Genomic DNA, 26,824 nt, shown 5'->3' on the forward strand with positions numbered 1-26,824 from the left:
CCGGTTTTGACGGATGTGCTGTCTTCGAGTGTGCCAGGTGCTCGCGAAATCGCCAGCACCCACCGTCCGTTGCGCTCCCGCCGGCCGGTGTCCGACGTCCCCGTCAGCCCTGGTCGAACAACGAGGGACCGCCCTGGTCCGGCCGCCCTGCCTCAGGCGGCGGCACCAGGCCGAGGTGCTCCCACGCGGCCGCGGTCGCGACCCGGCCACGCGGAGTGCGGGCGAGCATACCCGCGCGGACCAGGTAGGGCTCGCACACCTCTTCCACCGTGGTCGCCTCCTCACCGACGGAGACGGCGAGCGTCGAGATGCCGACCGGTCCCCCGCCGAACGAGCGGGTCAGCGCGCTGAGCACGGCCCGGTCCAGCCGGTCGAGGCCCAGTTCGTCCACGTCGTAGACCTTCAGCGCCGCCCGGGCGACGTCAATGGTCACGTTGCCGTCGGCGCGGACCTCCGCGTAGTCGCGGACGCGGCGCAGCAGACGGTTCGCGATCCGGGGCGTGCCGCGCGAGCGGCGGGCGATCTCCGAACAGCCGTCACGGTCGATGGGGATGTCGAGGATCGTCGCGGCGCGGCGCACGACGAGCTCCAGCTCGGCGTCGGTGTAGAACTCCATCTGGCCGGTGAAGCCGAAGCGGTCGCGCAGCGGCCCGGTGAGCGAGCCCGACCGTGTGGTGGCCCCGACCAGCGTGAACGGCGCGATCTCGAGCGGGATGCTCGTGGCGCCCGGCCCCTTGCCGACCACGACGTCGACGCGGAAGTCCTCCATCGCGAGGTACAGCATCTCCTCGGCGGGCCGGGCGATGCGGTGGATCTCGTCGATGAAGAGCACGTCGCCGGGCGCGAGGTTCGACAGCATCGCGGCCAGGTCGCCCGCGCGTTCCAGCGCCGGACCGGACGTGATGCGGATGGCCGCGCCGAGCTCTGCGGCCACGATCATCGCCATGCTCGTCTTGCCGAGCCCCGGTGGACCGGACAGCAGCACGTGGTCGGGCGGCACCCCACGGCGGCGGGCGCTCTCGAGCACCAGCTCCAGCTGCTCGCGCACGCGGGGCTGGCCCACGAACTCGTCGAGCTTGCGCGGCCGCAGGGTCGTCTCGACCTCGCGTTCGCCGTTCTGCGAGAGAGCGGAGAGTGTCTCGTCGTCCGCTTCGAACTCCGTCACTTCGTGGTCCATCGGCTACCGCTTGCGCCCGAGGGTGGCCAGCGCCGAGCGCAGCACCGTGGCGGTGGTGTGCCCGTCGCCCTCGGCCAGCACGCGGTCCACCGCCTGCTCGGCCTGCTTGGCCGGGAAACCCAGTCCTGCCAACGCTTCCACGACCTCGGCGCGCAGCGCGCCGGGCGCGGACACGGCCGGCACCTCGCCGGTGCCGCCGAGCGCGGTGACCTTGTCGCGCAGTTCGAGGCTGAGCCGTTCGGCGCCCTTGCGGCCGATGCCGGGCACCTGCGTGAGGACGGTGATGTTGCCTTCGACGAGCGCGGCGCGCAGCTTGTCGGGCTCCAGCACGGCGAGCGTGGCGAGCGCGAGCCGCGGTCCGATGCCCGACACGGTCTGCAGCAGGCCGAACAGCTCGCGCGCGTCGTCGTCGGCGAACCCGAACAGGGTCAGCGAGTCCTCGCGCACGACCAGCGCGGTGTGCAGCCGCACCTGCTCGCCGCGGCGCAGCGTCGCGAGCGTCGCCGGGGTGGCCTGCACGGCGAAGCCCATGCCGCCGACCTCGACCACGACGTGGTCCAGGCCGACGGACAGCACTTCACCGCGTACGGAGGAGATCATCGGGGTGCTCCAGTGTCGTCCAGCTTGCTCGGGGTCCGGCGGGCCGCGCGCCGCACCGGGGTGCGGGTGGCGGCGCCCGCCTGTTTCGCGGCGGCCGCCAGCTTGGCCTTGTGCGCGCGGGCCAGCTCGGCCGCGCGCGCCTCGGCCTCGGCGAGGCGAACCCGCATCGGCTCGCGCCAGAGGTGGCAGATGGCGAGCGCCAACGCGTCGGCCGCGTCGGCGGGGTGCGGCTTCACCTCGAGGTTGAGCAGGCGCATCACCATACCGGTGACCTGCGCCTTGTCCGCGCGGCCCGACCCGGTGACCGCGGCCTTGACCTCGCTCGGGGTGTGGAACACGACCGGCAGCCCGCGCCGCGCCGCGGCCAGCGCGACGACGCCGCCCGCCTGCGCGGTGCCCATGGCCGTGCGGACGTTGTGCTGCGCGAACACGCGCTCGACGGCGATCGCCTCGGGCTTGTAGCGGTCCAGCCAGACCTCGACCTCGTCGGCGATGCCGAGGAGCCGGTGGGCGAGATCGTCCTCCGGCGGGGTGCGCACGACACCGACGGCCACCGCGCGGACGACCCGGCCCTTGCCACCGTCGACCACGCCGAGACCGCACCTGGTCAGACCGGGGTCGACCCCGAGCACCCGCACACCTTCTCCTTCGCCCGCACGAACATCCGTTCGACGTGCAGGCTACTGGGCCGGGGCCCGGCAGGATGGGCGCCATGCCGCAGCCACCGGAATTCATCCGCCACCTGGGTCTGTCGCCGCTGCCCGTCGAAGGCGGCCTCTTCGCGCAGAGCTGGCGTTCCGAAGAGGGGTCCGCGATCTACTACCTGCTGGTGGCGCCGCAGTTCTCGGCGCCACACCGGTTGGACCGCGTCGAAATCTTCGTGCACCACGCCGGGGCGCCGGGGCGGATGCTGCTCCTGCACCCGGACGGCATGGTGACGCGGCCGGTGCTGGGCACCGACGTCGCCGCGGGCGAACGGCCGCAGGTCGTGGTCCCCGCCGGGACGTGGCAGGCGACAGTACCGCTGGGCGAGTGGTCTCTGCTCGGCACCGTGGTGGTGCCGCCCTACACCGACGACTGCGTGGAGTTCGCCGACGTCGAGACGCTCGCCGCGCGGTTTCCCGCCGCCGCAGCGGATCTCAGGGACTTGCCGCGGTGATCAGCGGCCGGTGATGATCAGGGCCGGTGATCAGGCGCCGGTGATCAGGGCCCGTCGACGCCCGGGGTCCAACTCTCGGGCACACCGCTTTCGGTGAGCACCGGCTGCCACTCGGAGAAGCCCTCGGGAGCCGTGTCCTGCCAGGGGAAGTGCCCGTCGGCCGTGGCGACGACGACCTGCAGCGCCGGGAAGTCGCCGTCGGGGTAGACGAGGAACGCCGACCCGAAAAACTCCGGGTAGTGGCCTTTGGCGACGCGTTCGAAAACGACGGCGCTGCCCTGGAAGAAGTCGTCGTAGCGTTTGCCGACCTCGAAGATCTCGCCGTTGGCCGCGCGGTCGACGTACGCGTCGAGCAGGATCGGGCCCAGATCGCCGGGCAGGCCGACGACCACGACTTCCGGCACGTTGTGCAGCGCCCACGCGCAGGCGGTGAAGCAGAAGCCGGCGCCTTGATCGTCCTGCGGGACCGCGATGACCGCGTTACCCCGTTCCTTCGCTTGGGATTCGATCCAGTCGATCAGGCGCTGCTCTTCGGCGGTGAGGGCTGAGGTCGTCACGGCGGTCATTGTGCCGCACCCGCGCGGTTGAGCCCAGTACCGACAGCCGCGAATTTCCGGGCACAGCAAGGAATCCGACTACGCTCCGCTGATCGCATGAGAAACGGCCCCGGCCGGACGCGGATTCTCCCGCGCTCGACCGGGGCCGTTTGCCGGCACGCTCTACTCTCGGTGTGCCGCCGAAATCCCTTGCCGCGGCGGGAAAACCGCCGCACCGTCGTCAGTCGACGGACGCCATGACCTCATCGGACACATCGAAGTTCGCGTACACGTTCTGCACGTCGTCGCAGTCCTCGAGCGCGTCGATCAGCTTGAAGACCTTCCTCGCGCCGTCGACGTCCAGCGGCACCGAGACCGTCGGGAGGAACGTGAGCTCCGCCGACTCGTACTCGAACCCGGCCTCCTGCAGCGCCTTGCGCACCGGCACCAGGTCGCCGCCCTCGGAGACGATCTCGAAGCTCTCGTCGAGGTCGTTGACCTCCTCGGCGCCCGCGTCGAGCACGACCATGAGCACGTCGTCCTCGCTCGCCTCGCCCTTGGGCATGATCACGACGCCCTTGCGGTTGAACATGTAGGCGACGGAGCCCGGGTCGGCCAGCGAGCCGTTGTTGCGCGTGAGCGCGGTCCGGACCTCCATGGCGGCGCGGTTTTTGTTGTCGGTGAGGCACTCGATCAGCACCGCCACGCCGTTGGGCCCGTAGCCCTCGTACGTGATGTTCTGCCAGTCGGCGCCGCCGGCCTCTTCACCGCCGCCGCGCTTGCGCGCGCGCTCGATGTTGTCCTGCGGGACCGAGTTCTTCTTCGCCTTCTGGATGGCGTCGTAGAGCGTGGGGTTGCCGTCGGGGTCCCCACCGCCGGTGCCGGTCCGGGCGGCCACCTCGATGTTCTTGATCAGCCGGGCGAAGAGCTTGCCACGCTTCGCGTCGAGGTTGGCCTTCTTGTGCTTCGTCGTGGCCCACTTGGAGTGGCCGCTCATCTTTCCTCCATTTGTTCCGCGTACCCCCGACTCGCGTCGCGCGCACGCCGCAATCCCTGCTCAGGCTTCTCGCACGAGCTCGACGAACAACCGGTGCACCCGCTCGTCCCCGGTGATCTCCGGGTGGAACGCCGTGGCCAGCACCGACCCCTGCCGGACGGCGACGATCCTAGCCTCGGGCTCACCGACCGCGGGATCTTCGGGCACCGAGTCTCCCGGCACGAGCGCCGCCGGCACGGTGGCCAGCACCTCGACGCCCGCCCCCGCCTTCTCGACCCACGGGGCCCGGATGAAGACCGCGTGCACGGGCCCGCCTTCGACACCCGCGAAGTCGAGATCCACCTCGAACGAGTCGACCTGCCTGCCGAACGCGTTGCGCCGGACGACCACGTCGAGCCCGCCGAGCTGCTGCTGGTCCGGGCGCCCGTCGAGCGCCTGGCGCGCCAGCAGGATCAACCCGGCGCACGAGCCGAAGGCGGGCATCCCGTCCGCGATCCGCGCTCGCAGCGGCTCGAGCAGCTCGAAGCTCTCCAGCAGCCGCGACATGGTGGTGGACTCCCCGCCGGGGAGCACCAGGCCGTCCACTTCGGACAGCTCCGCCTCGCGGCGCACGGGCACGGCGTGCGCACCCGCGCGCTCCAGCATCGCGACGTGCTCGCGCACGGCGCCCTGCAGGGCGAGCACACCGACTGTCGGCCGTGCTCCCGAAGCTGTCGCCACCCGACCTCCCGAAAGACGTTCTGCTCAGCTTAGGGGGACGCCTCGCGGGCCTCCCGGCCAGGTCAGCGGGCGGTCGGCCGGCTGTCACCCACCCGAGGGACCGGGCCGGCCACCGGACTCCGGCGCCGACAAGTGGCCTTCCCGAAACGTCGCCGAGTGGCCACCTCGAGGGGGATCTTGCCGGAGCTCACGACACCCACCGGCCGGACAGCACCGGGAATCCGCGAAGCGACCCCCATCCGTACCTCCAGGGTACCCCGTCGGCACCGGCGCAGGTCAGCGTCGATCCGGCGGCACGTGACGCGGCCGACACCGCCCCGCGGCGACCGGATCCGCAGGTGGTGGCCACTCGGAAAGTGGACTGCCGAGATAGCCGGGCACTGGCCTGGTTCACCGGTCCACCACACCCCTACGCTCGAAGGTGCAGGAGTCCGTCCCGAGAAAGGCCCCCGAAGTGTCCGAGCAGCAGACCACCCCCGAACCCCAGTCCGTCACCGGCACCGCCAAGGTCAAGCGCGGCATGGCGGAGATGCTCAAGGGCGGCGTGATCATGGACGTGGTCACCGCCGAGCAGGCGAAGATCGCCGAGGACGCCGGCGCGGTCGCGGTCATGGCGCTCGAGCGCGTGCCCGCCGACATCCGCGCCCAGGGCGGCGTCGCTCGCATGAGCGACCCGGACCTGATCGACGGCATCATCGAGACCGTCTCGATCCCGGTCATGGCAAAGGCCCGCATCGGCCACTTCGTCGAGGCGCAGGTGCTGCAGTCGCTCGGCGTCGACTACATCGACGAGTCCGAGGTGCTCACGCCCGCCGACTACGCCAACCACATCGACAAGTGGGCCTTCACCGTCCCCTTCGTCTGCGGCGCGACCAACCTGGGCGAAGCGCTGCGCCGTATCACCGAGGGCGCGGCGATGATCCGGTCCAAGGGCGAGGCCGGCACCGGTGACGTCTCCAACGCCACGACCCACATGCGCCAGATCCGCGCCGAGATTCGCAAGCTGTCCTCACTGCCCGAGGACGAGCTGTTCGTCGCGGCGAAGGAGCTGCAGGCACCGTACGAGCTGGTCAAGGAGGTCGCGCAGAACGGCAAGCTGCCGGTGGTGCTCTTCACCGCGGGCGGCATCGCGACCCCGGCCGACGCGGCGATGATGATGCAGCTCGGCGCCGAGGGCGTGTTCGTGGGCTCGGGCATCTTCAAGTCCGGCAACCCCGCGCAGCGCGCCGAGGCCATCGTCAAGGCGACGACGTTCTACGACGACCCCGACGTGCTGGCCAAAGTCTCGCGCGGCCTCGGCGAGGCGATGGTGGGCATCAACGTCGAGGAGCTGGCGGAGCCGCACCGGCTCGCCGAGCGCGGCTGGTAAGCCCCGGGTTTTTCACCACCGGTTTTTCACGAGTACTCCTTTCACGAGTACTCCGAGATCTCCACCCCGAACGTGCCGGCCTCCAGCGCCTCGAAGATGTGCGGCACGTCCCCGGGGTAGCAGATGTAGTCGCCGGGCAGCAGCTCGACCGGGTCGTCGCGCACGCCGACGCGGGCCCGTCCGGCGCAGATCACGATGTGCTCGACCACGCCGTTCATGTGCGGATCCGACCTGCGCGGAGTGCCCGGCTCCGCGCGGATCACGTACATGTCCCGGCGCGCCGAGGGCGGGCACGCGGACAGCAGCGTGCACGCGTAGTCGGCGTGCTCGGCGAACACCGTCGGCCCCTTGCCCGCGCGGATCACGCGGACCTGGGGCCGTTGGGGTTCCACGAGCCGGGAGAACGGCACGTCGAGCGCCACGCCGAGGGCCCACAGCGTCTCCACGCTCGGGTTGCCCGAGCCGGACTCCAGCTGCGACAGCGTCGACTTCGCCAGGCCTGCGCGGCGCGCGACCTCGGTGAGCGACAGGCCCGCACGGGTGCGCTCGCGGCGCAGCGACGCGGCGATGATCTCCAGCGGCGCGCCGGTGGTCTCCTGCGACATGCGTGTTCGCTCCATCAGTCTTTCCGTTCGCCTTGACGAACACCCGGTCTTGTGTTCAGCATAAGGCACTATGCGTTCGATTTGGCGAACACTCGACCGGGAGCTGACCCGGGACATCGCGCTCGTCTGCGTGGCCGACGGCCTCGTGGGCGTCTCCTACGGCGCCATCGCGGTGAGCTCGGGCTTCCCGCTATGGGCTCCGATGCTGCTGTCGCTGCTGGTCTTCGCGGGCGCGTCGCAGTTCATGCTGGTGGGCATCATCGCCGGCGGCGGCAACCCGCTGGCCGCCGTGGTCGCGGGCCTGCTGGTGAACGCGCGGCACCTGCCGTTCGGCTTCGCGATCGGCGACGTCTTCGGCTCGAAGTGGGCCGCCCGCATCGCCGGCAGCCACCTGATGATCGACGAGTCGGTGGCCTTCGCCCTGGCCCAGCGCGATTCCGGGCGCCGCCGCGCGGCCTACTGGGCGTGCGGCGCGGGCCTGTTCGTCGCGTGGAACGCCGGCTGCGTCGCGGGCGCCTTCGCCGGCACCGCGATCAGCGACACCGCCGCCTTCGGCCTGGACGCTGCGTTCCCGGCCGTGCTGCTGGCCCTCGTGCTGCCGTCGTTGCGCGACCGCGCCACCCGGCTGCCCGTCGCCGTGGGCGTGGTGGTCGCCCTGGTGGCGACCCCGTTCCTGCCCGCGGGTCTCCCGGTGCTGCTGGCGCTGGCCGGCGTGCTCGTCGGCGTCGCGGCCAAGGAACCGAAGACGCTGGAAGGAGCCCACTGATGGACGGCGTCGAGCTCCTGATCGCCACCGCGGTCCTCGCGGCAGGCACGTTCGCCTTCCGCTTCGCGGGGCCGGTGCTGCGCACGCGCGTGCGCCTCTCCCCTCGCGCCCAGCGGCTCATGGCGCTGTCTGCCGTCGTCCTGCTGGCCGCGTTGGTCGCGACAAGCGCGCTGATGGACGGGCATGCGTTCGCCGGCGTCGCCCGGCCGGCCGGGGTGCTGGTCGGCGGTGTGCTGGCTTGGCGCAAAGCCCCGTTCGTGGCCGTGGTCGTGGCCGCCGCGGCGACGGCGGCGCTGCTGCGGCTGGCCGGAGTCCCCTGACGCTCAGTCGTCGGCCGCGGTCACCACGGCGTCGGCGGCGACCGTGCGCGAGTGGACGCCGTCGGGGGCCGTGGCGACCAAGCCGGCGGTGCGCAGGAGCTGGAGGTGCTTCGCGACAACACCCTGCTTCAGGCCCGTGCGGCGCGCCAGCTCGCCGACGTCCGCCGGCGTGGTCAGTGAGGTGAGGAGCGTGCTGCGGCTGCGGCCGAGCACCCCGCGCAGGGCCGCCGACGACGCGGTTCCGCCGGATTCCCACAGGCCGGCGACGCCGCGGGCCGGATAGCGCAGCACGGGCTGCCGGCCCGCGTGGGTCCGGGAGATCACGCGCGGCCAGACGAACACCGACGGCGCCAGCACGAGCCCGTGGCCGTGCGGCGCGCCCGTGCCGGGGACGTGGCGCTGCGCGACGATCAGCGCGCCCTCGGCCCAGTGGACAGCGGGCGCCAGGTCGCGGAACAGGTCCTCAGCCGCACCGGCGGCGAGCAGGCGCGAACGGTGCAGCACGTCGCCTTCCAGCAGGGCCCGCATGCGTGGCCACGCGGGCGCCAGCGCCACCGCCCAGTACCGCTCCATCAGCTCCGCGAGCCGGTCGAGCCCCGCCTCCGGGGCGCGGTGCAAGCGGGTCAGCGCGGCCGAGCGCGGCGGGTCCATCGCCTCCAGCTCGCGCCGCACCGCGCGCGGGGCGACGTCGCGCAGGTCCGCGAGCTCGTCGGCCAGCTGCGGCACGGGCGAAGCCGGCGTGGGCGTGAGGAACCGCGGCACCGAGCGGCCGGCGACGAGATCGGCGAGCGGCGTGACGTCGATGCCCGCGTCGGCCAGCGCGCCCGACGCCTTGCGCACCCACGGCAGGTGCAGCGCGTGCTCCCCCGGACGCGCCAGCACCCGGACGCTCGCCACGATTTCCCACAACGGGGAGAACGCGAGCCTCGTTCGCGCCAATTCGTCCACCGACCACGCCAGCTCCAGCACGTTCCTCCTCCTCGAAAAACGGGAATCGGAGAAGTGTAAAACAATCCGTTGTGGACAGTCAGGCCGGGGTAACCCCTTGCGGGAAGGCGAACACGCGGTCCGGGTCGTACCGGCGGGCGAGGGCGCGCAGCCGGGGCAGGTTTCCGCCGTAATAGGCCTGACCCCAGTCGGGCATTTCCGGATCGAGGTAGTTGACGTAACCGGTTGTGCCGAATTCCGGCCCGAGCCCGTCGCGAATTCGCCCGATCGCGCGCCTTGCCGCGGTTTCGGTCGCGTGCTCCAGCCCGTGGGTGAACTGGAAGCTCGCGAGCGCCCGCCGGTGCGGGAAAGCCGAGTCGCCGCGCGCGATCGCGCCGCCGCCACCGTCCACGATCGTGTAAGAATCCGGGTCCTCGCTCAGCAGCTCGAGGACCGCGGCCGGATCCTTGGCCGGGCGCATCAGCATCCGCGAGGTCGCCACGTACGCCGCGGTCCCGATCTTGCCGGTGCCGCCGCCCCAGCCGGGGCCGCACGCCGAACCCGCGAGGTCCGTGCAGCCGGCGAAGTACCTCATCGCGCCGAGGAAATCGGTCTCCGGCTCCTCACGCTTCAGCGGCGCGGCGCCCACCCGGCGGACGAAGTCGTCGAGGATCGGCTTCAGCTGGCTGCGCGGACCTGCGAAGCAGCCGCCGAAGTTCGCCGCCGTGGCGCCGAGCCCGAGGTCGGACCAGAGCTCGTCGGGCATCCGCGGCTGCCAGTCCTGCCACTCGGCGAACAGCGTCGCGGCCGTCTCGGGCGGGAACTGCAGGCTGAACGACGTGAGGTCGGGCGCCTCGGCGGTCCGGAAGGTGAACGACGTGACGATGCCGAAGTTGCCGCCCCCGCCGCCGCGCAACGCCCAGAACAGGTCCGCGTGCTGATGCGCCGACACCGTGCGCGCCACGCCGTCCGCCGTCACGACCCGCGCCGACTCGAGCTGGTCGCACGTGAGCCCGAGCTTGCGGCCCAGCACGCCGACTCCCCCACCGAGCGTCAGCCCGGCGATGCCGACGGTCGGGCACGTGCCCGCCGCCAGCGCCCGCCCGGCCGAACCGAGCGCCTGGTACACCGGCCCCAGCCGCGCGCCCGCACCCACCACGGCCCGTCCGTGGCCGAGGACGCGGATCCCGTCGAGCCGCCCCACGTCCACCACCAGGCCGCCGTCCACAGTGGAGTACCCGACGTAGCTGTGCCCGCCCGAGCGCGCGGCCACCGGGATGCCGTGCTGCGCGGCGAAGTCCACGCACGCCTGCACCTCCGCCTCGCTCACACAGCCGGCGATCGCCGCCGGGTGGTGGTCGTACAACGTGAAATAGCCGTGGCGGGCGGCCTCGTACCCCGTGTCGCCGGGCACCAGCAACGCCCCCGAAAGCCGCCGCCGAAGGGCCGCCCACCGGTCCGGCGCCGTGTCCGGAGTGGTGGCCCCCAGGCCCGCCGCCACCGGTACCGCCGCCCCGGACACCCACAGGAACGTGCGCCTGCTGATCGTCATCCCGCTCCCCCCTGCCCGGCCCGAGGCCGGAACCCACCGGGGAGCAAACGCGTGGTCCCCCCGGCCCTGCCTTGCCCTGCCCAGGGTAGCGGGTGTGTGATCGAGGACACATCGCGTACACCAGCCGTTCGCCGAGGAGTCGCTATGGCCGACAAACAGAGCAGGAGTACCGACACCGGGGCCGCCGTCGCTGTGGCCGACCCCGCCCGGGTGCGCAACGTCGTACTGGTCGGGCCTTCGGGTTCCGGGAAGACCACGCTCACCGAGGCGTTGCTCGCGGCGTCGGGCACCGTCCCGCGCGCCGGGTCGGTCGTCGAGGGCACCACGGTGTGCGACCACGACCCGGCCGCACAGCGCCAGCAGCGTTCCGTCGGGCTGTCGGTGGCGCCGGTGCTGCACCAGGGCCACAAGATCAACCTGATCGACACGCCGGGGTACGCCGATTTCGTGGGTGAGCTGCGGGCCGGGCTGCGCGCCGCCGACGCCGCGCTGTTCGTGGTGTGCGCGGCCGAAGGCGTCGACGCCGCGACGGTCGCCGTGTGGGAGGAGTGCGCATCGGTCGGGATGCCCCGGGCCGTGATCGTCTCCCGCCTCGACCACCACCGGGCCGACGCGCTCGCGGAGATCGCCGCCTGCCAGGCCGCGTTCGGCGCGGGCGTGCTGCCGCTCTACCTGCCGGCCCGCGACGGGCTGGTCGGCCTCATCACCCAGCGCTACTTCGACTACTCGGCCGGCTACCCGCCGCGGATCGGCGAGCCCGACCCGGCCGACCTCGCCGGGCTCGAAGACGCCCGCAACGCGCTCATCGAGGGCATCATCGCCGAGAGCGAGGACGAGACCCTCATGGAGCGCTACCTCGGCGGCGAGGAGATCTCCGAGGACACGCTCATCGCCGATCTCGAGACGGCCGTGGCGCGCGGGTCGTTCCACCCCGTCATCCCCGTGTGTGCCACCAGCGGCATCGGGCTCGCGGAGGTGCTCGACGGGATCGTGCGCGCGTTCCCGTCACCGCTGGAGCACGCCCTGCCGGGCGTCACGACCCCCGACGGCGGCCCCCACGGTGATCTGACGGCCGACCCCGCCGGACCGCTCGCGGCGGAGGTCGTGCGCACGGCCGTGGACTCCTACGTCGGCCGCGTGTCGCTCGTCCGGGTGTTCTCGGGGACGCTACGGCCGGAGAACGCGGTGCACGTGTCCGGCCACGGCCTCGCCGAGCGCGGGCACGAGGACCACGACGCCGACGAACGCGTGGCGCACCTGTACTCGCCGCTCGGCTCCGCGCTGCGCGAAGTCCCCTACTGCGTGGCGGGCGATCTGTGCGCGCTGACCAAGGTCGGCTCGGCGGAAACGGGCGACACCGTCTCGTCGCCGGACGACCCGCTGGTGATGAAACCCTGGCGCATGCCCGAGCCGCTCCTGCCGGTCGCCATCATCGCGAAGACCCGCAGCGACGAGGACACGCTCTCGCGCAACCTGTCGCGCCTCGTGGCCGGCGACCCGACACTGCGGCTCGACCGCAACGCCGAGACCGGTCAGCTCGTGCTCTGGTGCATGGGCGAGGCGCACGCCGACGTCGTCCTGTCCCGGCTGCGCGCCGGCGGCGCCGACGTGGACACCGAACCGGTGCGCATCAGCCTGCGCGCCACGTTCGGCAAACCCGCCCGCGGCCACGGCCGCCACGTGAAGCAGTCCGGCGGCCACGGCCAGTTCGCCGTGTGTGACATCGAAGTGGAACCGTTGCCGCGCGGCAGCGGTTTCGAGTTCGTGGACAAGGTCGTCGGTGGCTCGGTGCCGCACCACTTCATCCCGAGCGTGGAGAAGGGCGTCCGCGCGCAGCTCAAGCGCGGGCTCGTCGACCGGCACCCGGTCGTCGACGTGCGCGTGACGCTCGTCGACGGCAAAGCCCACAGCGTCGACTCGTCGGACGCCGCGTTCCAGACCGCCGGTGCGCTCGCCCTGAGGGAAGCCGCGGCCGCCAGCCGGATCACGTTGCTGGAACCCTTGGACACCGTCGCCGTCACGCTCCCGGACGAGCACCTGGGCACCGTTCTCGGCGACCTGTCGTCCCGCCGCGGGCGGGTCCTCGGCACCGAGTCGGGCGAGGGCGGCCGGACGGTCATCAACGCCGAGGTGCCCGCCGCGGAACTCCTGCGGTACGCGATCGACCTGCGTTCGCTGACGTCGGGCACGGCCACGTTCACCCGCGTCCACGCCCGGTTCGAACCACTGCCGGAAGGGGCGGTGCCTCTGTGAGCGCAGTGCCGGTCTGACCGCGGAGACTCAGAACTCGAAGCCGCCCGGCTTGTCGTTGCGGTCGGCGATGAGGCCGGCCAGCACGGCGATGGCGATCTCGGCCGGCTTGCGCGAGCCGATGTTCAGCCCCACCGGGCGGTGCACCCGCGCGATGTCCGGCGCCGGCACGCCCAGAGCCGTCAGCGCCGACACGTGCGGCCCTTCGTGACGCGGGTTGCCCAGAACGCCGACCCAGCGGGTGTCCTCCGCGAGCGCGTCGCGCAACACCAGGCCCAGCTCGGGGCGGTGGTGGTCGGTCACCACGACGTCCGCGGTCTTGTCGAGCGCCGGCATCGCGGTGCGGATGTCGCACGCCGTCCGCACGTCGGTGGCGCGCGCGGCGTCCGGCTCGAACAGCACGGTGTGGTAGCCCAGGTCGGCGGCGTAGCTCAGCAGGTACCGGGCCACCGGCGACGCGAACACGACGACCAGGGTCCGCGCGTCGGGGTTCGCTTCGGGAGCGCCGTGGGCGACGGCGCAGGCATCCGGTTCGACGGTCATGCGCCTCAGTCTGCCACCGTCACCCGGAATTCCCGTCACACCTCGGGTTCGGCGAACTCGAAGTACTCCGGCAGCGGCGCCGTCCCGGCGAGCTTGAAGTACCGCACTTTCCGCCGGCGCCGCAGCGCGAGGGTGTCGCGCACGGCGTCGTTGTGCACGCGGCGGGCGATGACCACCCGGTGCTCGGCGTCGGTGAGCTCCTCGGCCAGCACCAGTGGCAGCGTTGCCCGGTCGATGGCGCCGAGGCGCAGGGTCAGCTCGTTTTCGTCGGCCTCGCGTTCGGCGCGGGACGCGCGTTCGGCCCGCTCGGCCGCGGCGTGCAGACCGGGGCCGGTGCCGTCCAGTAAGGCCGCGACGGCCCGGGCGACCACCGCGCGCCGCGCCAGCGCCGCGTCGAGCGCGGCCCAGCCGGCGTCCGTGCGCACGTGGAGGCGGTCGAGGCGGTTGGCCGTCGCGACGAGGAAAAGCCCGCCCAGCACCACGATCGCGGCCAGCACGGGGATCAGCCACGCGAGCCAGGTCACCGCGCGAACTCCCGCTCTGCCGCAACGACCAGCCTCGGGTCGGCGGCGATCGCGGTCTCGTACACGCGCAGCACCTGGGTGACGACGACCGACCAGTCGTACGCCGTCACGCGCTCCCCCGCCGCCGCGGCCAGCGACGCGCGCCGGGCCGGGTCGCCGAGCAGCTCGCGCAGGCCGTCGGCGAGCGCGCCGGCGTCGCCGGTCGCCGCGAGCTGCCCGGCCTTGCCGTCGTCGAGCACGCGGCGGAACGAGTCGAGCCCGCTGGCCAGCACGGGCGTGCCCGAGGCCATGGCCTCGGTGAGGATCATGCCGAAGCTCTCGCCGCCGGTGTTCGGCGCGCAGTACACGTCGACGCTGCGCAGCGCGCGCGCCTTCGTGGCGTCGTCGACCTGGCCGAGCAGCTCGACGTGCGGCCACAGCTCGGGGCCGGCCATGCGCCGGAGCTGGTCCGGGTCGCCGCGGCCGACCACGAGCAGCCGCAGGTCCTCGAACTCCGGCTGCAGCCGGCGCAACGCCTCCAGCAGCACGTCCATGCCCTTGCGCGGCTCGGTGAACCGGCCCACGAACCCGACCGTGCCGCCCGCGCGCGGGTAGCCGTCGAGCGGCGTGGCGCGCGCGAAGAACTCGGCGTCGACGCCGTTGGGGATCTCGACCGCGTCGCCCCCGGCGTGCTCGACCTGCACCCGGCGGGCGAGCGCCGACACCGCGATGCGCGCGGTGATCTTCTCCAGTAGCGGCCGCAGCACGGGCTGGAACGCCGCCAGTGTGCGCGAGCGCGTGGTCGCCGTGTGGAAGGTCGCGACGATCGGCCCGTCAGCCACCTTCAGGGCGAGCAGCGACAGGCTGGGCGCGGCCGGTTCGTGCAGGTGCAGCACGTCGAACCCGTTGTCCCGGATCCAGCGCCGCACCCGCGAGTAGGAGACCGGCCCGAACTGCAGCCGCGCGACCGAGCCGTTGTACGGGATGCCGAGCGCCTTGCCCGCGGGGTGCACGAAGTCCGGCAGCACGGCGTCCTCGTCGGCGGGCGCCAGCACGGACACCTGGTGGCCCCGCGCGATGAGCGCCCGCGCGAGGTCGATCACGTGCCCCTGCACCCCGCCCGGCACGTCGAACGAGTAGGGGCACACGATCCCGATCTTCAGCCCGCCCGCCACCGCGTCAGCCCACTTCTTCGAGGCTGCCGCGCTCGGCGGCCTCGAGGTCGGCGAGCCAGATCTTCTGCAGCATGTGCCAGTCGGCCGGGTGCGCCGCGATGTCGCCGGCGAACGCGTCGGCCAGCGCCTGCGTGGCCGCGGGCACCTCGGCGCGGGCGGTCACGCGGATGCGCGGGTGCACGCGGACCTGCCAGCCGTCCTCGCTGAACCACGAGCCGGCGGGCAACAGCGCGGCCCCGGTGGTGGCCGCGAGCCGCGCCGGGCCCGCGGGCATGTGCGTGCGCTCGCCGAAGAACCGCACCGGGACACCGCTCGTGGTGAGATCGCGGTCGCCGACCAGGCACACGACCTTGTTCTCCCGCAGGCGTTTCAGCAGCAAGCGCATCGCCGCGCTGTCGCCGGTGAGCGGCACGATCTCGAACCCGAGCGACTCGCGGTAGGCCACGAACCGGTTGAACAGCGACTCGGGCTTGAGCCGTTCGACGACCGTGGTGAACCCGCCGAGCCGGTCGGCCAGCCACACCCCGATCGCGTCCCAGTTTCCGCTGTGCGGCAGCGCGATCACCGCGCCGTTGCCCTCGGCGAGGGCGGCGTCGATGTTCTCGACACCCGTGATCGCGGCGCCGACCTTGGAGATCACCTCGGCGCGGTCCATCGACGGCAGCCGGAACGTCTCGTACCAGTACCGCGCATACGACCGCATGGCCCGGCGGACGAGCTCGTCGAGCTCCGTCTCGTCGGCCTGCGGCACGACCCGCGCGAGGTTGGCGCGCAGCTGGCGCACGCCCCCGCCGCCGCGGCGGGTGGCGAGGTCGGCGCCGAGGGCGAACACCGTCGTCCCCATCGGCTCGGGCATCCGGCGGGCGAGCTGCCAGCCCGCCGTGTAGCCGAACTCGCCGAGCCGCTGGGACAGCGCGCTCACGGCTGCGCCCCGCCTGTCTGCACGTCGCCGGTCGGGGCCTGCTCGGCCTGAGCGGTGGCGGCTTGCTCGGCCGACCTGGCTTGCTGGGCCTGCTCGGCTTTCGTGGCTTCCGCGGCTTGCTCGGCTTTCGTGGCTTCCGCGGCTTGCTTTGCCTGCTCGGCCACGGCTCGCGCGGCCTTCGCGACGGCGGCACCGCGCTGCAGCAGCGTGATTACCGACAGCACGGCGAGCAGCCAGAGCGTGATCTCCACCGTGTACGGCACACCGAGGCCGTGCAGGCCGGTGCCGACGAGCGCGATGATCAGCCGCTCGGCTCGCTCGACGAGGCCGCCGTCGGCTTCGAGGCCCGACGCGTCGGCGCGGGCCTTCACGTAGGAGATGACCTGGGCGAGCACCAGGCAGATCAGGGCGGCCGCGGCCGCGCGGTTGTTGTGGTCGACCACGAAGCACCACCACGCGATGGCGGCGAACAGCGCGCCGTCCACCAAGCGGTCGCACGTCGCGTCGAGGACGGCTCCGAACGGGGTGCCGTAACCGCGGGCCCTGGCCATCGCGCCGTCGAGGAGGTCCAGCATGGCGAACCCCCACACGGTGAAGGTTCCCCACAGCAGGAGCCCCTGCGGGAAGAAGACCAGCGCGCACGCCACGGCACCCGCGGTGCCGATCACGGTCATCGCGTTCGGAGTCAGTCCGGCACGGACCAGCGTCCGACCGATCGGATCGGTGACGCGGGAGACTGAGGCACGGGCGAAAATGTTGAGCATCTCGTCGTCTGGTGCACCTGGCTCGAGGGTGGGTGGGCCAGGAAAGCCTATCGACCCGCCGGCACGGGGCCGACGTCCCGCCCCGCGACCCGCCGGGCGATCAGCCTGATTTCGGCAGTTCGACGACCGGGGCCACGAATTCGCCCGCCTCCTCGGCCGCGATCGCGGCCGCGCATTGGGGCCGCAGACCGCCGAGGATCGCCGAGCTGATCTCGCCCAGCTGCTGCGCCTGCTCCGGCGTCAGCCGGTCGAAGAGGCTCTCGCGCACGGCCTCGACGTGGCCGGGGGCCGCCGTCTCGAGCGCCGCGAACCCGGCGTCGGTGAGCACCGCCCACGCGCCGCGCTTGTCGGTGGGGCACGACTCGCGCCGCACCCAGCCCTTGCCCTCCAGCCGCGCCACGGCGTGGGACAGGCGGCTGCGCGAGGAGCCGCGCGCTTCGGCGAGCTCACTCATCCGCAGCCGGCGCCCGTCGGCCTCCGACAGCGCCACCAGGACCTCGTAGTAGGTGTGCGGCATGCCCGAGTCGTGTTGCAGCTGGCCTTCGAGGTGCGCTTGCAACAGCGCGGCGGCCTGGGAGAAGTCACGCCAGACGCGTTGCTCGTCTTCGGAAAGCCAGCGAGGTTCGGACATACCCCCATGTTACCCCTGATTGAGTGCTCAATTACCGCGCCGGTACACTCCCGCGTCCCGTGGTCTTCACCACGCGTCGGCCAGGAGTTTCCTCGTCTCGCCGAGCAGCTGCGGCAGCACCTTGGTGTGCCCGATCACCGGCATGAAGTTGGCGTCGCCGCCCCAGCGCGGCACCAGGTGCTGGTGCAGGTGCGCCGCGATGCCCGCGCCGGCGATCACGCCCTGGTTCATCCCGAGGTTGAACCCGTGCGCCGCCGACACCGCCCGCACCACGCGCATGGCGTGCTGGGTGAACTCGGCCAGCTCGCGCGTCTCGGCCCCGGTCAGGTCGGTGTAGTCGGCCACGTGGCGGTACGGCACCACCATGAGGTGACCGGGGTTGTACGGGTACAGGTTCAGCACCGCGTACACCGTCTCGCCCCGCGCCAGGATCAGCGCCGTCTCGTCGTCGAGGCCCGGGATGCGGCAGAACGGGCAGCCGTCGGACTCGTCGTCGTCCGGCTTCTCCTGCCCCTTGATGTAGGCCATCCGGTGCGGGGTCCACAGCCGCTGCAGCGCGTCCGGGACCCCCACTCCGTCCTGCTCGACGATCTCGGGACCGTCCGCGTCGCTCACCGCAGGATCTTCTCCACGGCCTCCGCGCTCGGCGAGGCGTTCTCGCGGCCGGCCACCCACTCGGCGATGGCGTCGACGGCGGTGTCCACGGACACGCCGTTGATCTGGCCGCCGTCGCGGAAGCGGAACGACACCGCGCCCGCCTCGGCGTCCTTCGCGCCCGCCAGGAGCAGGAAGGGCACCTTCTGCGTGGTGTGGGTGCGGATCTTCTTCTGCATGCGGTCGTCGCTCGCGTCGACCTCGGCCCGGATCCCCTTGGCGCGCAACGCCTTCTGCACGCCGTCGAGGAACTCGACCTGGTCGGCGGTGATCGGGATGCCCACGACCTGCACCGGCGAGAGCCACGCGGGGAACGCGCCGGCGTAGTGCTCGGTCAGCACGCCGAAGAACCGCTCGATCGAGCCGAACAGCGCGCGGTGGATCATCACCGGGCGCTGGCGCGAACCGTCGGACGCGGTGTACTCGAGGTTGAAGCGCTTGTTCTGGTTGAAGTCCAGCTGGATCGTGGACATCTGCCAGGTGCGGCCGATGGCGTCCCTCGCCTGCACGGAGATCTTCGGGCCGTAGAACGCGGCGCCGCCCGGGTCGGGCACGAGCTCGAGACCGGAGTCGATCGCGGCCTGCCGCAGCGTCTCCGTGGCCTCCTCCCATTCCCAGTCCTCGCCGATGAACTTCTCGGAGTCACCGCGGGTGGACAGCTCGAGGTAGAAGTCCGACAGCCCGTAGTCGGCCAGCAGGTCGAGCACGAACTTCAGCAGCGAGCGCAGCTCGCCCGGCATCTGCTCCTTGGTGCAGTAGATGTGCGAGTCGTCCATCGTGAGGCCGCGCACGCGGGTGAGGCCGTGGACCACACCCGACTTCTCGTACCGGTACACGGTGCCGAACTCGAACAGCCGCAGCGGCAGCTCCCGGTACGACCGCCCGCGTGAGCGGTAGATCAGGTTGTGCATCGGGCAGTTCATGGCCTTGAGGTAGTAGTCCTCGTCGTCGAACTTGACCGGAGGGAACATCGTGTCGGCGTAGTAGGGCAGGTGGCCGGAGGTGTGGAACAGCTCGCCCTTGGAGATGTGCGGCGTGTTCACGAACTCGTAGCCGGCCTCCTCGTGGCGGCGGCGCGAATAATTCTCCAGCTCGCGGCGGATGATGCCGCCCTTCGGGTGGAACACCGGCAGCCCGGAGCCGATCTCCTCCGGGAAGGAGAACAGGTCGAGCTCGGCGCCGAGGCGGCGGTGGTCGCGGCGCTCGGCCTCGGCGATGCGCTCGAGGTAGGCGTCCTGCGCCTCGCCCGATTCCCACGCCGTGCCGTAGATCCGCTGCAGCTGCGGGTTCTTCTCGCTGCCGCGCCAGTAGGCGGCGGCCACACGGGTGAGCTTGAACGCGGGGATGAACTTCGTGGTGGGCACGTGCGGGCCGCGGCAGAGGTCGCTCCACACGCGCTCCTTGGTGCGCGGGTCGAGGTTGTCGTAGATGGTCAGCTCGCCGCCACCGACCTCCATCACCTCGTCGGTGTCCACTTCGGACTTGAGGTCGACCAGCTCGAGCTTGAACGGCTCGTTCGCCAGCTCCTTCTTCGCCTCGTCCACGGAGTCGAACACGCGGCGGGAGAACTGCTGGGCACCCTTCACGATCTGCTTCATGCGCTTCTCGAGCGCCTGCAGGTCTTCCGGGGTGAAGGGCTTGTCGACAGCGAAGTCGTAGTAGAAGCCGTCCTTGACCGGCGGCCCGATGCCGAGCTTCGCGTCGGGGAACTCCTGCTGCACGGCCTGCGCCAGCACATGGGCGGCCGAGTGGCGGATCACGCTGCGGCCGTCTTCGGTGTTCGCCGCGACGGGCTCCACCGCGGCGTCTGCCTCCGGCGCCCAGGCGAGGTCGCGCAGCTTTCCCTCGGCATCGCGCACGACGACGATCGTGTCCGGGCCCTTGGTCGGCAGCCCGGCCTCGCGGACCGCGGCTCCCGCCGTAGTGCCCGCCGGGACCACCACGCGCTCGGCGGGGACGGCGGCGGCTGACGGCGGATGCGACACGATCGGCTCCTTCTGGGGCAAGTGACAAGAATGACTCCGGTTGATGCTAGTCGGCGGCCCGCGGGCGCCTCACGCGTGTCGGCGCTAACCGGGGCGGCTCTCCCGGACTCGTCCCCCCGACCACGGAAGCGGCCGCCGACCGGGTGGTCGGCGGCCGCTTCGACGGACCTCGTCGGGCGCTCAGTAGGCGCCGTCCCCGCCGACGACGGCCCGGAAGGTCTTCCACATGATCACCAGGTCCAGCGCGAGCGACCAGTCCTCGACGTAGCGCAGGTCGAGCCGGATGCTGTCGGCCCAGGACAGGTCGCTGCGGCCGCTGACCTGCCACAGGCCGGTGAGGCCGGGCTTCACGAGCAGCCGGCGGCGGGCGTCGGGCGCGTACTGCCGCGTCTCCTCCGGCAGCGGCGGGCGCGGGCCGACGAGCGACATGCGTCCCGCGAGCACGTTGAACAGCTGGGGCAGCTCGTCGAGCGAATAGCGGCGCAGCAGCCCGCCGACGCGGGTCACGCGCGGGTCGCGCTTCATCTTGAACAGCGGCCCGGCGCCTTCGTTGTCGGCTTCGAGGTTCTGGCGGATCTTGTCGGCGTTCGGGACCATCGTGCGGAACTTCAGCATCGTGAAGTTCTTGCCGTCCTTGCCGACGCGGCGCTGCCGGTAGATCACCGGGCCGCGGTCGCCGAGCTTCACGGCGAGCGCGATCGCCAGCAGCAACGGGGAGAACAGCGTCAGGAGGAACGCCGCGCCACAGCGGTCGACGACCTCCTTGACGAGCCGTCGGCCACCGGTGAACCGCGGCGCCGTGACCCGCAGCAGCGGCATGCCGAGCACACCCGAGACGTTGAGCCGCGGCCCCGCGACCTCCATCAGCACCGGCGCCACGACCAGCTCCGCGGCGGTGCCTTCGAGGTCCCACGCGAGGCGCTGCAACCGCTTCGGCGTCCAGTACTGGTCCGCGGTGATGGCGACCACGCGGTAGCCACCGCGGCGCACGTGCCGGGAGAGTTCCTCGAGCCGGCCCACCACGGGCACGCCGTCGATCTCGCCGCTGCCGCGGTCCGTGCCGCCGTCGACCGTGCAGACCGCTTCCACGCGCCAGCCGACGTGCGCCTCGGTCTTCGTGCGGGCGATGAGGTCGGCCACCGTCCCGGGGCTGCCGGCCGCCATCACGGGCAGCAGGCACAGGCCGCGGCGGCGCTTGCGGTGCAGGACCTGGCGCAGCAGGTAGCGCTGGGGGAAGGCGAACAGCGCGATCACGGGCACCACGATGAACACCCACGGCTGCACGTCGAGCGCGCGGAAGAGCAGGCCGCCGAGCGCAACCAGCACGGCGGCGGTGATGAGGCCGCGCCCGAGCGTCCGGTACTCCTCGGGTCCTTCGCCGAGCACGCGCGGGCTCCACGCGCGGCTGACCGGCAGCGCGCACAGCACCGCCAGGGCCGTGCCGAACGCGTGCATGTCCTGCGGTGCCACGCGGTCGATCACGAAGGCGCTGACGCCGATCACCACGAAGGCGGCGACGATGTCACTGGCGATGACCCAGGCGCGGTAACGCTTCTCCCACGAAGCGGGATGCGATTTGGCCGTGGTCGACTCGACGGGCGCGGGCCGGGTCGCGTGCGAGGCCCGCGCGGCATCCGCGGCCGTCGCGGTCTTCACCCTCCCGGCGCCGGCGGGTTCGGGAATCGCGGGGATCTCCGGCATCGCCTGGAGGTCGATGTGCGGCGGCGGTTCGCTGACCGTGGATGTGGGCCGCACCGACTCTTCCATCAGACCTCCCAGGAGCATGGTTCGAAGGTCTCCGCCGGCACGCTGCGTGAACGAGTTTGATCTCGGAGCGTGATCAAGACCCGTACCCGATTCAGCCACCAAAGGAGCGACACACGCCAAGGTATCGGCGGCTATCCGGGACTCGTTACAAGGATTCCAGCCACATCCTGCTGCTCTTTCACGCAAATGAATGGCTTGATGATAACGGGATGATGACGATGAGTAATAAGTGGCAACCTACCGATAACTACGGAATGTAGTCAATCTTCCACCATCCTCGGCGCTGTGGCCGGGGCGTCCCGGCCACCGGGATGTTCCACTGTGGACACTCCGGTCCGGACGCGTCCACTGTGGATTTTCCCGGAGTTCCGGCGGATCGGGCCGCGCCGGGGGGTGACATTCTGCTTCACGGTGTCACGGCGTCGGGTTTTCGTCACACGCGAAGTCTCGGCCGGGCCCCATACTCCCCCGGGGTGCGCGCGCCGGCGCGTCGATCACGCCGTGCTCCCACCGCGGGATCGCCTCGTTCACCCGTCTTGCCGAACCGCGCCCGCCGGCGCACGAGGTCGTTGGGGCGCCTCGGAAGCGCGGCAGGTTCACCGGAACGGCCGCGCCTCGGACGGAAACCTTCGAACGTCGGCGGACTGCGCAGCCGACCCGCGGTCGGAGCGCCGGCGAACTGCGTGCGGCCGTTCGGGTGGTCCGAACACCGACGTGATCGAGAAAGTGCTCAGGATCACATCCTCGGCGCCGGCGCGAGCCCGCGTGCCACAAAAACGCCGCGACCCGTGCGGCGAAGGTCATTTGTCCGCGTGCGACCTGCAAATTGCAGGTCAGGAACCTGTGCCGAGACCGTTGTGGAGCTGTGATCGACCGGATCGGACCGGGTGTCCCGACCGCCGGGCCGGGTCGCGCCACCGCGAGGTGCTGACCTGCGAAGATTCTTGCGCGAAAAACACTCGAGGCCCCGGATCGTGGGATCCGGGGCCTCGATGTGGTGGGCGATACTGGGATCGAACCAGTGACCTCTTCGGTGTGAACGAAGCGCTCTCCCCCTGAGCTAATCGCCCGCTCGTGGAGTGAGGACAACTCTACAACACGACTTTCGAGGGCCTGCAAACGGGTGGTTGGCGGCGAACACCCTGCGTCTACCAGCGAATACGGAGCGAACAACCCCGAGCTAGCCGGGGTTGTGCCGCGGTGGGGCCGCTCGCGCCCGGCTTCGTCATCCGTGCGACGGTGCTATCGCGCGACGGTCGAACCGCGCAGTATGTACGTGTGGTTGCCCAGCGGGCGCCCGCGTAGGGCTGCGCGGCGCGGGCGACGAAGGACGGAACGGTACTGCCGACCACGGACGGGTGATCTCCGGAAAACCCGCGACGGAATCGGCTTTCCGGAGCGTCTCATCGTCGTCCTCGGTCGTCCGGGCCGGGAAGGGAGACGAAGGGTAGGACGATGCGCAACGATCACGTGACGCTCCGCTCGACGGCGGTCTTCGACCTGCTGGCGCCGCGAACCCCGGCGGTTCCGGTCAAGGTTGAACTGCGCTACGACACTCGCGACCCCTACGCGGTCGTCGCCGCCTTCCGCACCGGCCGCGCGGGCTGGGTCGAGTGGGTCTACGCCCGCGACCTCCTCGCCGACGGCCTCCTCGCCGACGCCGGCGACGGCGACGTGCGAATCCGCCCCTCCGTCGAAGACCCCGAGTCCGTGCTCATCGAGCTCAACTCACCCTCCGGGCACGCCATGTTCGAGGCCTCCGCCCAGGAGCTCGCCGACTTCCTCGACCGCACGTACGACGTGGTGCTCCCCGGCAACGAACACCTGTGGGTCGACGTCGACGACGCCCTGACCCACCTCATCCCCAACGATCTCACCTGATCACAGCCCCGCAACCGGGAGATGGCCCCCCGGTGACGGGGCGGTTTTCGGGGTCCGATATGGTTCTCACACACCACGGCGACGGGGTGCCGGGCCACAGGCCGGGCATTCGGGACCCGCGAAGAGTGCGGACGTAGCGCAGCTGGTAGCGCATCACCTTGCCAAGGTGAGGGTCGCGGGTTCGAATCCCGTCGTCCGCTCGAAAGGCTCTTTCGAGGCCTTGCACGGTGGAGTGGCCGAGAGGCGAGGCAACGGCCTGCAAAGCCGTGTACACGGGTTCGAATCCCGTCTCCACCTCGCGCGATTAGCTCAGCGGGAGAGCGCTTCCCTGACACGGAAGAGGTCACTGGTTCAATCCCAGTATCGCGCACCAGCCAAAACCGCAGGTCAGAAGCCCTGTCCCTCCCCGGAGGGGCGGGGCTTCAGTCGTCAGACGGCGATGATCCGGCGATGGCCCCAGGCCCGGGCCCGATCGTCCGTCGAGACCGCAGGTGCGGGAACCACGACACCAGCTTCGCCCGCTCCCCCGGATACAGCGAAGCCAGCGACCGCAGCCAGCGCTCCTCCAACGCATCCAGGATCTCGTTCACCATCGCCGGAGTCACATGGTCGTAAACCCGCGCAATCCCCTTCATCTTCTGCCCCAGCCGCGCCCGCCGCGCCACCTCCGGGATCCCGTCCTCGGTCAGCCACGTGCTGTGCGTGTGCCGGCCCTCGTGGAAAGTGAATGTCGGCAGAATCGGCGGTCGCCGCTCCCCCGCCCCAGCGTCGTCCAACTCGATCCCGTCCCACGCCGGCCGCCAGAACCGGATCCGGAAATTCGACCGCCGCCAGGGGCGCCCCTCCGGCGTGGACAACACGAAGGGATCACGGTGGCTGTCCATCAGCTCCTCGTAGAGCACCGCGATCCCCGACGGCAGCGCCACGAACCGAGTCCCCGCCGGAGTCTTCGTCCGCCCCTTCTTCGGCCGGGTGTTCCCACGCCTCGTCGGCGGCCGCGAGCGACCGTCCAAGTGGTGATCATTACTCTTCCGGCCTCCCTTGTAGACCTTCCCACCGACTTCCTTCAGCGGTGTCCGGATCTCGATCCCGCGGCGTTCGGCGTCGTACTCGTGCCGCTGCTGCCCAACAAGTTCACCCCATCGGGCACCGGTGTAGAAGTCCATCAGGCACAACACGAACCCCGACATCCCCAGACCCATCTCGTAGAGACGCATGGCAGCCCGCAGCGCCTGGGCCGGACTGGCGACCAGCCGCTCGGTGTCGAACTCGCCACTGGTCACGCGGACCCCGCTGCACGGGTTGGCTGGGATCATCCGCGCACGGACAGCGCCGTTGAGGATGGTCGAGAACAACGCGAAGTACGACGACACCGACGACTCCGCGTAATCCTCATGCAGCTCCGAGAGCCACCGCTCGATCTCGACATAGCCGTTGAAGATCGCGATCAAGGGCCACGCCTGCCACTGCGGGAGCAGCTGGTTGTCGAGGAACGATCGGTACTTCGCGGCCGTGTTCAGCTCCAGCCGCGGACGCACAGCGTCCAACCACGCCTCGGCGAAGTCGGCAAACCGGGTTTCGCCATCACGCGGATCCAGCCACAGGTTCCGTCGGATCAGCGCCTCCTGCTCCACGCCCCAGTCCTCGGCAGCCTTCTTCGTGGGAAACCCTGACCTGTTCCCCCACGTCCCATCGGGACGCTTGTACCGGGCACGCCACTCACCCGTGCCGGGCTCTTTCTGGCCGAAGGCCATCTCAACTTCCTTTCTCTATTACTCCGCCCCGCTTCACGCGGCGCGGAAGTCCTGCGCAAGGCCCTCCAGCGGCACCCGCCGTCGCGCCCGCTTCACCTCGGCGGCGCCCAGCCGCACGATCTCGGCCACATCCCCGCGGGTGAACCGGTAGTGCTTGCCAAACCGGTGATGCGGCAGAACACCGGCGGCAGCATGGTCCTTCAACGTCCGCGGCGACAGCTGCAGCAACTCCCCCACGTCTTCCGCCGTCAGCAACGCATCCGGGTCCGCCGGCGGATCCGGCGCGGCTGCACGCACCGCCGCCGCAACCTCTCTGATCGCGGCAGCGACTGCGACGCAACCATGGGCACGGTCTACCCCACTCTCGACTTCCATCACACACTCCAACGCAATTTTGAGTTGCCGCTCACAGCCTCTTCAGGGAAGTGTTCGCCGCAGCACACAACTATTCATGCCAACAATCCAACAAGCCGTCAATAGTACCTCGAAAGAAAAATAGAGAACCTCGTCCTGACAGATACCGGTCACGTGAACGTAATTTCGGGACGTTACTATTCAACGAACCGACACATCACCGGACAACTCAACTAAGGGCGATACAGATGGCCAAGAAAGTCACGATCGAGATCTCCGACGACACCGACGGCTCCCCAGCCGACCAGACCGTCCCTTTTGGACTTGATGGAGTGACCTACGAGATCGACCTCTCCGCCTCGAACGCAGAAGCACTGCGGTCAGCACTACAGCCGTACGTGGCGGTTGCCCGCCGTACCGGAGGCCGCCGAGTCAAACTCGCAGTCGGTCAGTCATCCGAGGACACGAGCAAGGAACCACAACCCGCCGACGCGCACTCGACAACTCAGCATATTCGCTCGTGGGCACAGAACAATGGCTACGCCGTCGCCACACACGGACGGATCGCTCGCCCGGTCGTCGACGCATACCAGGCGTCGCGCGCGACGAGTAGTCCGAGGACCTCGCCAAACACTCGAACCCGAGCGAAGAAAAGGCAACGATCCACGCGCAGCAAATAGCGCTCGACGTACGAGCCATCATCATCCTCCGCTAGTAGCGTTTCGGCGCCGAACGCGGCTTCTTTCACCCGTTTAACTCCGGAAATCCGCTCGCTTGGAGACAAGTTACGACCAACTTCTCGGCTCCTACGCCGCCGGCTGCGGACAGGCCCCACTCCGCCCACCCGCCGTCCATCGAGGTATGTAGTCCAGAGCAGTCATCCGTGTACCGACCCGCAAGCCACTGGGTAAAT

Annotated in this window: 26 protein-coding genes, 4 tRNA genes and 2 pseudogenes; 10 read left to right on the forward strand and 22 right to left on the reverse strand. The window is 70.9% G+C overall.

The window, feature by feature from the left end:
• Positions 1-103: 103 nt before the first annotated feature.
• Genes ruvB through ruvC form a run of 3 tightly spaced genes read right to left on the reverse strand, consistent with a single transcriptional unit; the run spans position 104 to position 2,415 of the window.
• Positions 104-1,177 carry a Holliday junction branch migration DNA helicase RuvB gene (ruvB, locus tag K1T34_RS47425; RefSeq protein ID WP_220241352.1) on the reverse strand — a complete coding sequence of 358 codons (1,074 nt, stop codon included), beginning with the start codon at positions 1,175-1,177 and terminating at the stop codon, positions 104-106.
• A gap of 3 nt (positions 1,178-1,180) precedes the next feature.
• The gene (gene ruvA / locus K1T34_RS47430) at positions 1,181-1,777 is read right to left on the reverse strand and encodes a Holliday junction branch migration protein RuvA (protein WP_220241353.1); all 597 of its coding nucleotides are present in this window, start codon (positions 1,775-1,777) and stop codon (positions 1,181-1,183) included.
• On the reverse strand, positions 1,774-2,415 hold the full coding sequence (ruvC, locus tag K1T34_RS47435) for a crossover junction endodeoxyribonuclease RuvC (protein ID WP_255638075.1): 642 nt from the start codon (positions 2,413-2,415) through the stop codon (positions 1,774-1,776). Before ruvC ends, ruvA begins: the two co-directional genes overlap by 4 nt.
• A 74-nt stretch (positions 2,416-2,489) precedes the next feature.
• On the opposite strand from ruvC, the gene K1T34_RS47440 reads away from it, so the two are divergent.
• Entirely contained in the window at positions 2,490-2,936 is a 447-nt protein-coding gene (locus K1T34_RS47440) for a cupin domain-containing protein (protein WP_220241354.1), read from the forward strand.
• Between the two features lie 44 nt (positions 2,937-2,980).
• On the opposite strand, the gene K1T34_RS47445 is transcribed toward K1T34_RS47440, so the two are convergent.
• The 3 genes from K1T34_RS47445 to pdxT all read right to left on the reverse strand — a co-directional run bounded on the left by K1T34_RS47445 (position 2,981) and on the right by pdxT (position 5,189).
• Complete coding sequence (locus tag K1T34_RS47445; protein WP_220241355.1) at positions 2,981-3,502, reverse strand: DUF4262 domain-containing protein; 522 nt, start codon at positions 3,500-3,502, stop codon at positions 2,981-2,983.
• Positions 3,503-3,713: 211 nt separating this feature from the next.
• Positions 3,714-4,469, reverse strand: coding sequence for a YebC/PmpR family DNA-binding transcriptional regulator (locus K1T34_RS47450; RefSeq protein ID WP_220241356.1), 756 nt, complete (start codon positions 4,467-4,469; stop codon positions 3,714-3,716).
• A 60-nt stretch (positions 4,470-4,529) separates the two neighbouring features.
• Entirely contained in the window at positions 4,530-5,189 is a 660-nt protein-coding gene (pdxT, locus tag K1T34_RS47455) for a pyridoxal 5'-phosphate synthase glutaminase subunit PdxT (protein ID WP_220241357.1), read from the reverse strand.
• A 454-nt stretch (positions 5,190-5,643) separates the two neighbouring features.
• Between pdxT and pdxS the strand changes: the two genes are divergently transcribed.
• Positions 5,644-6,558, forward strand: a complete 915-nt coding sequence (pdxS, locus tag K1T34_RS47460) for a pyridoxal 5'-phosphate synthase lyase subunit PdxS (RefSeq protein WP_220241358.1) — start codon at positions 5,644-5,646, stop codon at positions 6,556-6,558.
• 41 nt (positions 6,559-6,599) lie between these two features.
• Here pdxS and K1T34_RS47465 read toward each other — a convergent pair whose 3' ends face one another.
• On the reverse strand, positions 6,600-7,163 hold the full coding sequence (locus tag K1T34_RS47465) for a helix-turn-helix domain-containing protein (protein ID WP_220247781.1): 564 nt from the start codon (positions 7,161-7,163) through the stop codon (positions 6,600-6,602).
• Between the two features lie 70 nt (positions 7,164-7,233).
• Between K1T34_RS47465 and K1T34_RS47470 the strand changes: the two genes are divergently transcribed.
• Complete coding sequence (locus K1T34_RS47470) at positions 7,234-7,929, forward strand: AzlC family ABC transporter permease (protein ID WP_220241359.1); 696 nt, start codon at positions 7,234-7,236, stop codon at positions 7,927-7,929.
• A complete protein-coding gene (locus K1T34_RS47475) occupies positions 7,929-8,249 on the forward strand; it encodes an AzlD domain-containing protein (protein WP_220241360.1) in 321 nt (106 codons plus the stop codon). Before K1T34_RS47470 ends, K1T34_RS47475 begins: the two co-directional genes overlap by 1 nt.
• Positions 8,250-8,252: 3 nt before the next feature.
• Here the strand turns inward: K1T34_RS47475 and K1T34_RS47480 are convergent, their stop codons facing one another.
• Both K1T34_RS47480 and K1T34_RS47485 read right to left on the reverse strand, forming a co-directional pair.
• Positions 8,253-9,218: a DUF5937 family protein gene (locus tag K1T34_RS47480; RefSeq protein ID WP_220241361.1), complete on the reverse strand. Its 966-nt coding sequence runs from the start codon at positions 9,216-9,218 to the stop codon at positions 8,253-8,255.
• Between the two features lie 58 nt (positions 9,219-9,276).
• Positions 9,277-10,728, reverse strand: coding sequence for an FAD-binding oxidoreductase (locus K1T34_RS47485; RefSeq protein ID WP_220241362.1), 1,452 nt, complete (start codon positions 10,726-10,728; stop codon positions 9,277-9,279).
• 144 nt (positions 10,729-10,872) lie between these two features.
• Here K1T34_RS47485 and K1T34_RS47490 point away from each other — a divergent pair, with 144 nt between their 5' ends.
• Positions 10,873-12,981 carry an elongation factor G-like protein EF-G2 gene (locus tag K1T34_RS47490; protein WP_220241363.1) on the forward strand — a complete coding sequence of 703 codons (2,109 nt, stop codon included), beginning with the start codon at positions 10,873-10,875 and terminating at the stop codon, positions 12,979-12,981.
• A gap of 27 nt (positions 12,982-13,008) precedes the next feature.
• Here K1T34_RS47490 and K1T34_RS47495 read toward each other — a convergent pair whose 3' ends face one another.
• The 10 genes and pseudogenes from K1T34_RS47495 to K1T34_RS47540 all read right to left on the reverse strand — a co-directional run bounded on the left by K1T34_RS47495 (position 13,009) and on the right by K1T34_RS47540 (position 22,992).
• Entirely contained in the window at positions 13,009-13,521 is a 513-nt protein-coding gene (locus tag K1T34_RS47495) for an XdhC family protein (protein ID WP_220241364.1), read from the reverse strand.
• A gap of 35 nt (positions 13,522-13,556) precedes the next feature.
• On the reverse strand, positions 13,557-14,045 hold the full coding sequence (locus K1T34_RS47500; protein WP_220241365.1) for an NUDIX hydrolase: 489 nt from the start codon (positions 14,043-14,045) through the stop codon (positions 13,557-13,559).
• Complete coding sequence (locus K1T34_RS47505) at positions 14,042-15,187, reverse strand: glycosyltransferase family 4 protein (protein WP_220247782.1); 1,146 nt, start codon at positions 15,185-15,187, stop codon at positions 14,042-14,044. The genes K1T34_RS47500 and K1T34_RS47505 overlap by 4 nt, the downstream gene beginning before the upstream one ends.
• Positions 15,188-15,203: 16 nt before the next feature.
• Positions 15,204-16,121 (reverse strand): phosphatidylinositol mannoside acyltransferase, encoded by a 918-nt coding sequence (locus K1T34_RS47510; RefSeq protein ID WP_220241366.1) that lies wholly within the window; start codon positions 16,119-16,121, stop codon positions 15,204-15,206.
• A 140-nt stretch (positions 16,122-16,261) separates the two neighbouring features.
• Positions 16,262-16,885: pseudogene (gene pgsA, locus K1T34_RS47515) on the reverse strand (phosphatidylinositol phosphate synthase); the annotation flags it as partial.
• A 100-nt stretch (positions 16,886-16,985) separates the two neighbouring features.
• Positions 16,986-17,516, reverse strand: a complete 531-nt coding sequence (locus K1T34_RS47520; RefSeq protein WP_220241367.1) for a MarR family winged helix-turn-helix transcriptional regulator — start codon at positions 17,514-17,516, stop codon at positions 16,986-16,988.
• 66 nt (positions 17,517-17,582) lie between these two features.
• On the reverse strand, positions 17,583-18,131 hold the full coding sequence (locus tag K1T34_RS47525) for an HIT domain-containing protein (protein WP_220241368.1): 549 nt from the start codon (positions 18,129-18,131) through the stop codon (positions 17,583-17,585).
• Positions 18,128-20,155, reverse strand: coding sequence for a threonine--tRNA ligase (gene thrS / locus K1T34_RS47530; protein ID WP_220241369.1), 2,028 nt, complete (start codon positions 20,153-20,155; stop codon positions 18,128-18,130). Before thrS ends, K1T34_RS47525 begins: the two co-directional genes overlap by 4 nt.
• A 180-nt stretch (positions 20,156-20,335) precedes the next feature.
• The gene (locus K1T34_RS47535) at positions 20,336-21,922 is read right to left on the reverse strand and encodes a sugar transferase (RefSeq protein ID WP_220247783.1); all 1,587 of its coding nucleotides are present in this window, start codon (positions 21,920-21,922) and stop codon (positions 20,336-20,338) included.
• 995 nt (positions 21,923-22,917) lie between these two features.
• Positions 22,918-22,992, reverse strand: a tRNA-Val gene (locus K1T34_RS47540).
• Between the two features lie 385 nt (positions 22,993-23,377).
• Between K1T34_RS47540 and K1T34_RS47545 the strand changes: the two genes are divergently transcribed.
• From K1T34_RS47545 to K1T34_RS47560, 4 genes are all read left to right on the forward strand, one after another.
• A complete protein-coding gene (locus K1T34_RS47545) occupies positions 23,378-23,803 on the forward strand; it encodes an SsgA family sporulation/cell division regulator (protein WP_220241370.1) in 426 nt (141 codons plus the stop codon).
• A 127-nt stretch (positions 23,804-23,930) separates the two neighbouring features.
• Positions 23,931-24,003 (forward strand) — tRNA-Gly (locus K1T34_RS47550).
• 26 nt (positions 24,004-24,029) lie between these two features.
• A tRNA-Cys gene (locus K1T34_RS47555) sits at positions 24,030-24,100 on the forward strand.
• A 1-nt stretch (position 24,101) separates the two neighbouring features.
• Positions 24,102-24,176 (forward strand) — tRNA-Val (locus tag K1T34_RS47560).
• A gap of 49 nt (positions 24,177-24,225) precedes the next feature.
• On the opposite strand, the gene K1T34_RS47565 is transcribed toward K1T34_RS47560, so the two are convergent.
• Both K1T34_RS47565 and K1T34_RS47570 read right to left on the reverse strand, forming a co-directional pair.
• Positions 24,226-25,557 carry a tyrosine-type recombinase/integrase gene (locus K1T34_RS47565; RefSeq protein WP_370643557.1) on the reverse strand — a complete coding sequence of 444 codons (1,332 nt, stop codon included), beginning with the start codon at positions 25,555-25,557 and terminating at the stop codon, positions 24,226-24,228.
• A gap of 33 nt (positions 25,558-25,590) precedes the next feature.
• Positions 25,591-25,932 carry a helix-turn-helix domain-containing protein gene (locus tag K1T34_RS47570; protein ID WP_220241371.1) on the reverse strand — a complete coding sequence of 114 codons (342 nt, stop codon included), beginning with the start codon at positions 25,930-25,932 and terminating at the stop codon, positions 25,591-25,593.
• 227 nt (positions 25,933-26,159) lie between these two features.
• Between K1T34_RS47570 and K1T34_RS47575 the strand changes: the two are divergent.
• Positions 26,160-26,447 (forward strand): annotated as a pseudogene (locus K1T34_RS47575) (Lsr2 family protein); the annotation flags it as partial.
• 2 nt (positions 26,448-26,449) lie between these two features.
• Here K1T34_RS47575 and K1T34_RS54530 read toward each other — a convergent pair.
• Positions 26,450-26,659, reverse strand: a complete 210-nt coding sequence (locus K1T34_RS54530; RefSeq protein ID WP_304504335.1) for a hypothetical protein — start codon at positions 26,657-26,659, stop codon at positions 26,450-26,452.
• Positions 26,660-26,824: the final 165 nt, after the last annotated feature.

It is taken from the genome of Amycolatopsis sp. DSM 110486 (assembly GCF_019468465.1).
GTDB lineage: Bacteria > Actinomycetota > Actinomycetes > Mycobacteriales > Pseudonocardiaceae > Amycolatopsis.

Excerpts from the sequence above, each read along its gene's own strand:
- ruvB (WP_220241352.1), bottom strand. The coding sequence starts at position 1,177 with ATGGACCACGAAGTGACGGAGTTCGAAGCGGACGACGAGACACTCTCC.
- ruvA (WP_220241353.1), bottom strand. The coding sequence starts at position 1,777 with ATGATCTCCTCCGTACGCGGTGAAGTGCTGTCCGTCGGCCTGGACCAC.
- K1T34_RS47440 (WP_220241354.1), top strand. The coding sequence starts at position 2,490 with ATGCCGCAGCCACCGGAATTCATCCGCCACCTGGGTCTGTCGCCGCTG.
- K1T34_RS47445 (WP_220241355.1), bottom strand. The coding sequence starts at position 3,502 with ATGACCGCCGTGACGACCTCAGCCCTCACCGCCGAAGAGCAGCGCCTG.
- K1T34_RS47450 (WP_220241356.1), bottom strand. The coding sequence starts at position 4,469 with ATGAGCGGCCACTCCAAGTGGGCCACGACGAAGCACAAGAAGGCCAAC.
- K1T34_RS47465 (WP_220247781.1), bottom strand. The coding sequence starts at position 7,163 with ATGTCGCAGGAGACCACCGGCGCGCCGCTGGAGATCATCGCCGCGTCG.
- K1T34_RS47470 (WP_220241359.1), top strand. The coding sequence starts at position 7,234 with ATGCGTTCGATTTGGCGAACACTCGACCGGGAGCTGACCCGGGACATC.
- K1T34_RS47475 (WP_220241360.1), top strand. The coding sequence starts at position 7,929 with ATGGACGGCGTCGAGCTCCTGATCGCCACCGCGGTCCTCGCGGCAGGC.
- K1T34_RS47485 (WP_220241362.1), bottom strand. The coding sequence starts at position 10,728 with ATGACGATCAGCAGGCGCACGTTCCTGTGGGTGTCCGGGGCGGCGGTA.
- K1T34_RS47490 (WP_220241363.1), top strand. The coding sequence starts at position 10,873 with ATGGCCGACAAACAGAGCAGGAGTACCGACACCGGGGCCGCCGTCGCT.
- K1T34_RS47495 (WP_220241364.1), bottom strand. The coding sequence starts at position 13,521 with ATGACCGTCGAACCGGATGCCTGCGCCGTCGCCCACGGCGCTCCCGAA.
- K1T34_RS47520 (WP_220241367.1), bottom strand. The coding sequence starts at position 17,516 with ATGTCCGAACCTCGCTGGCTTTCCGAAGACGAGCAACGCGTCTGGCGT.
- K1T34_RS47535 (WP_220247783.1), bottom strand. The coding sequence starts at position 21,922 with ATGGAAGAGTCGGTGCGGCCCACATCCACGGTCAGCGAACCGCCGCCG.
- K1T34_RS47545 (WP_220241370.1), top strand. The coding sequence starts at position 23,378 with ATGCGCAACGATCACGTGACGCTCCGCTCGACGGCGGTCTTCGACCTG.
- K1T34_RS47565 (WP_370643557.1), bottom strand. The coding sequence starts at position 25,557 with ATGGCCTTCGGCCAGAAAGAGCCCGGCACGGGTGAGTGGCGTGCCCGG.
- K1T34_RS47570 (WP_220241371.1), bottom strand. The coding sequence starts at position 25,932 with ATGGAAGTCGAGAGTGGGGTAGACCGTGCCCATGGTTGCGTCGCAGTC.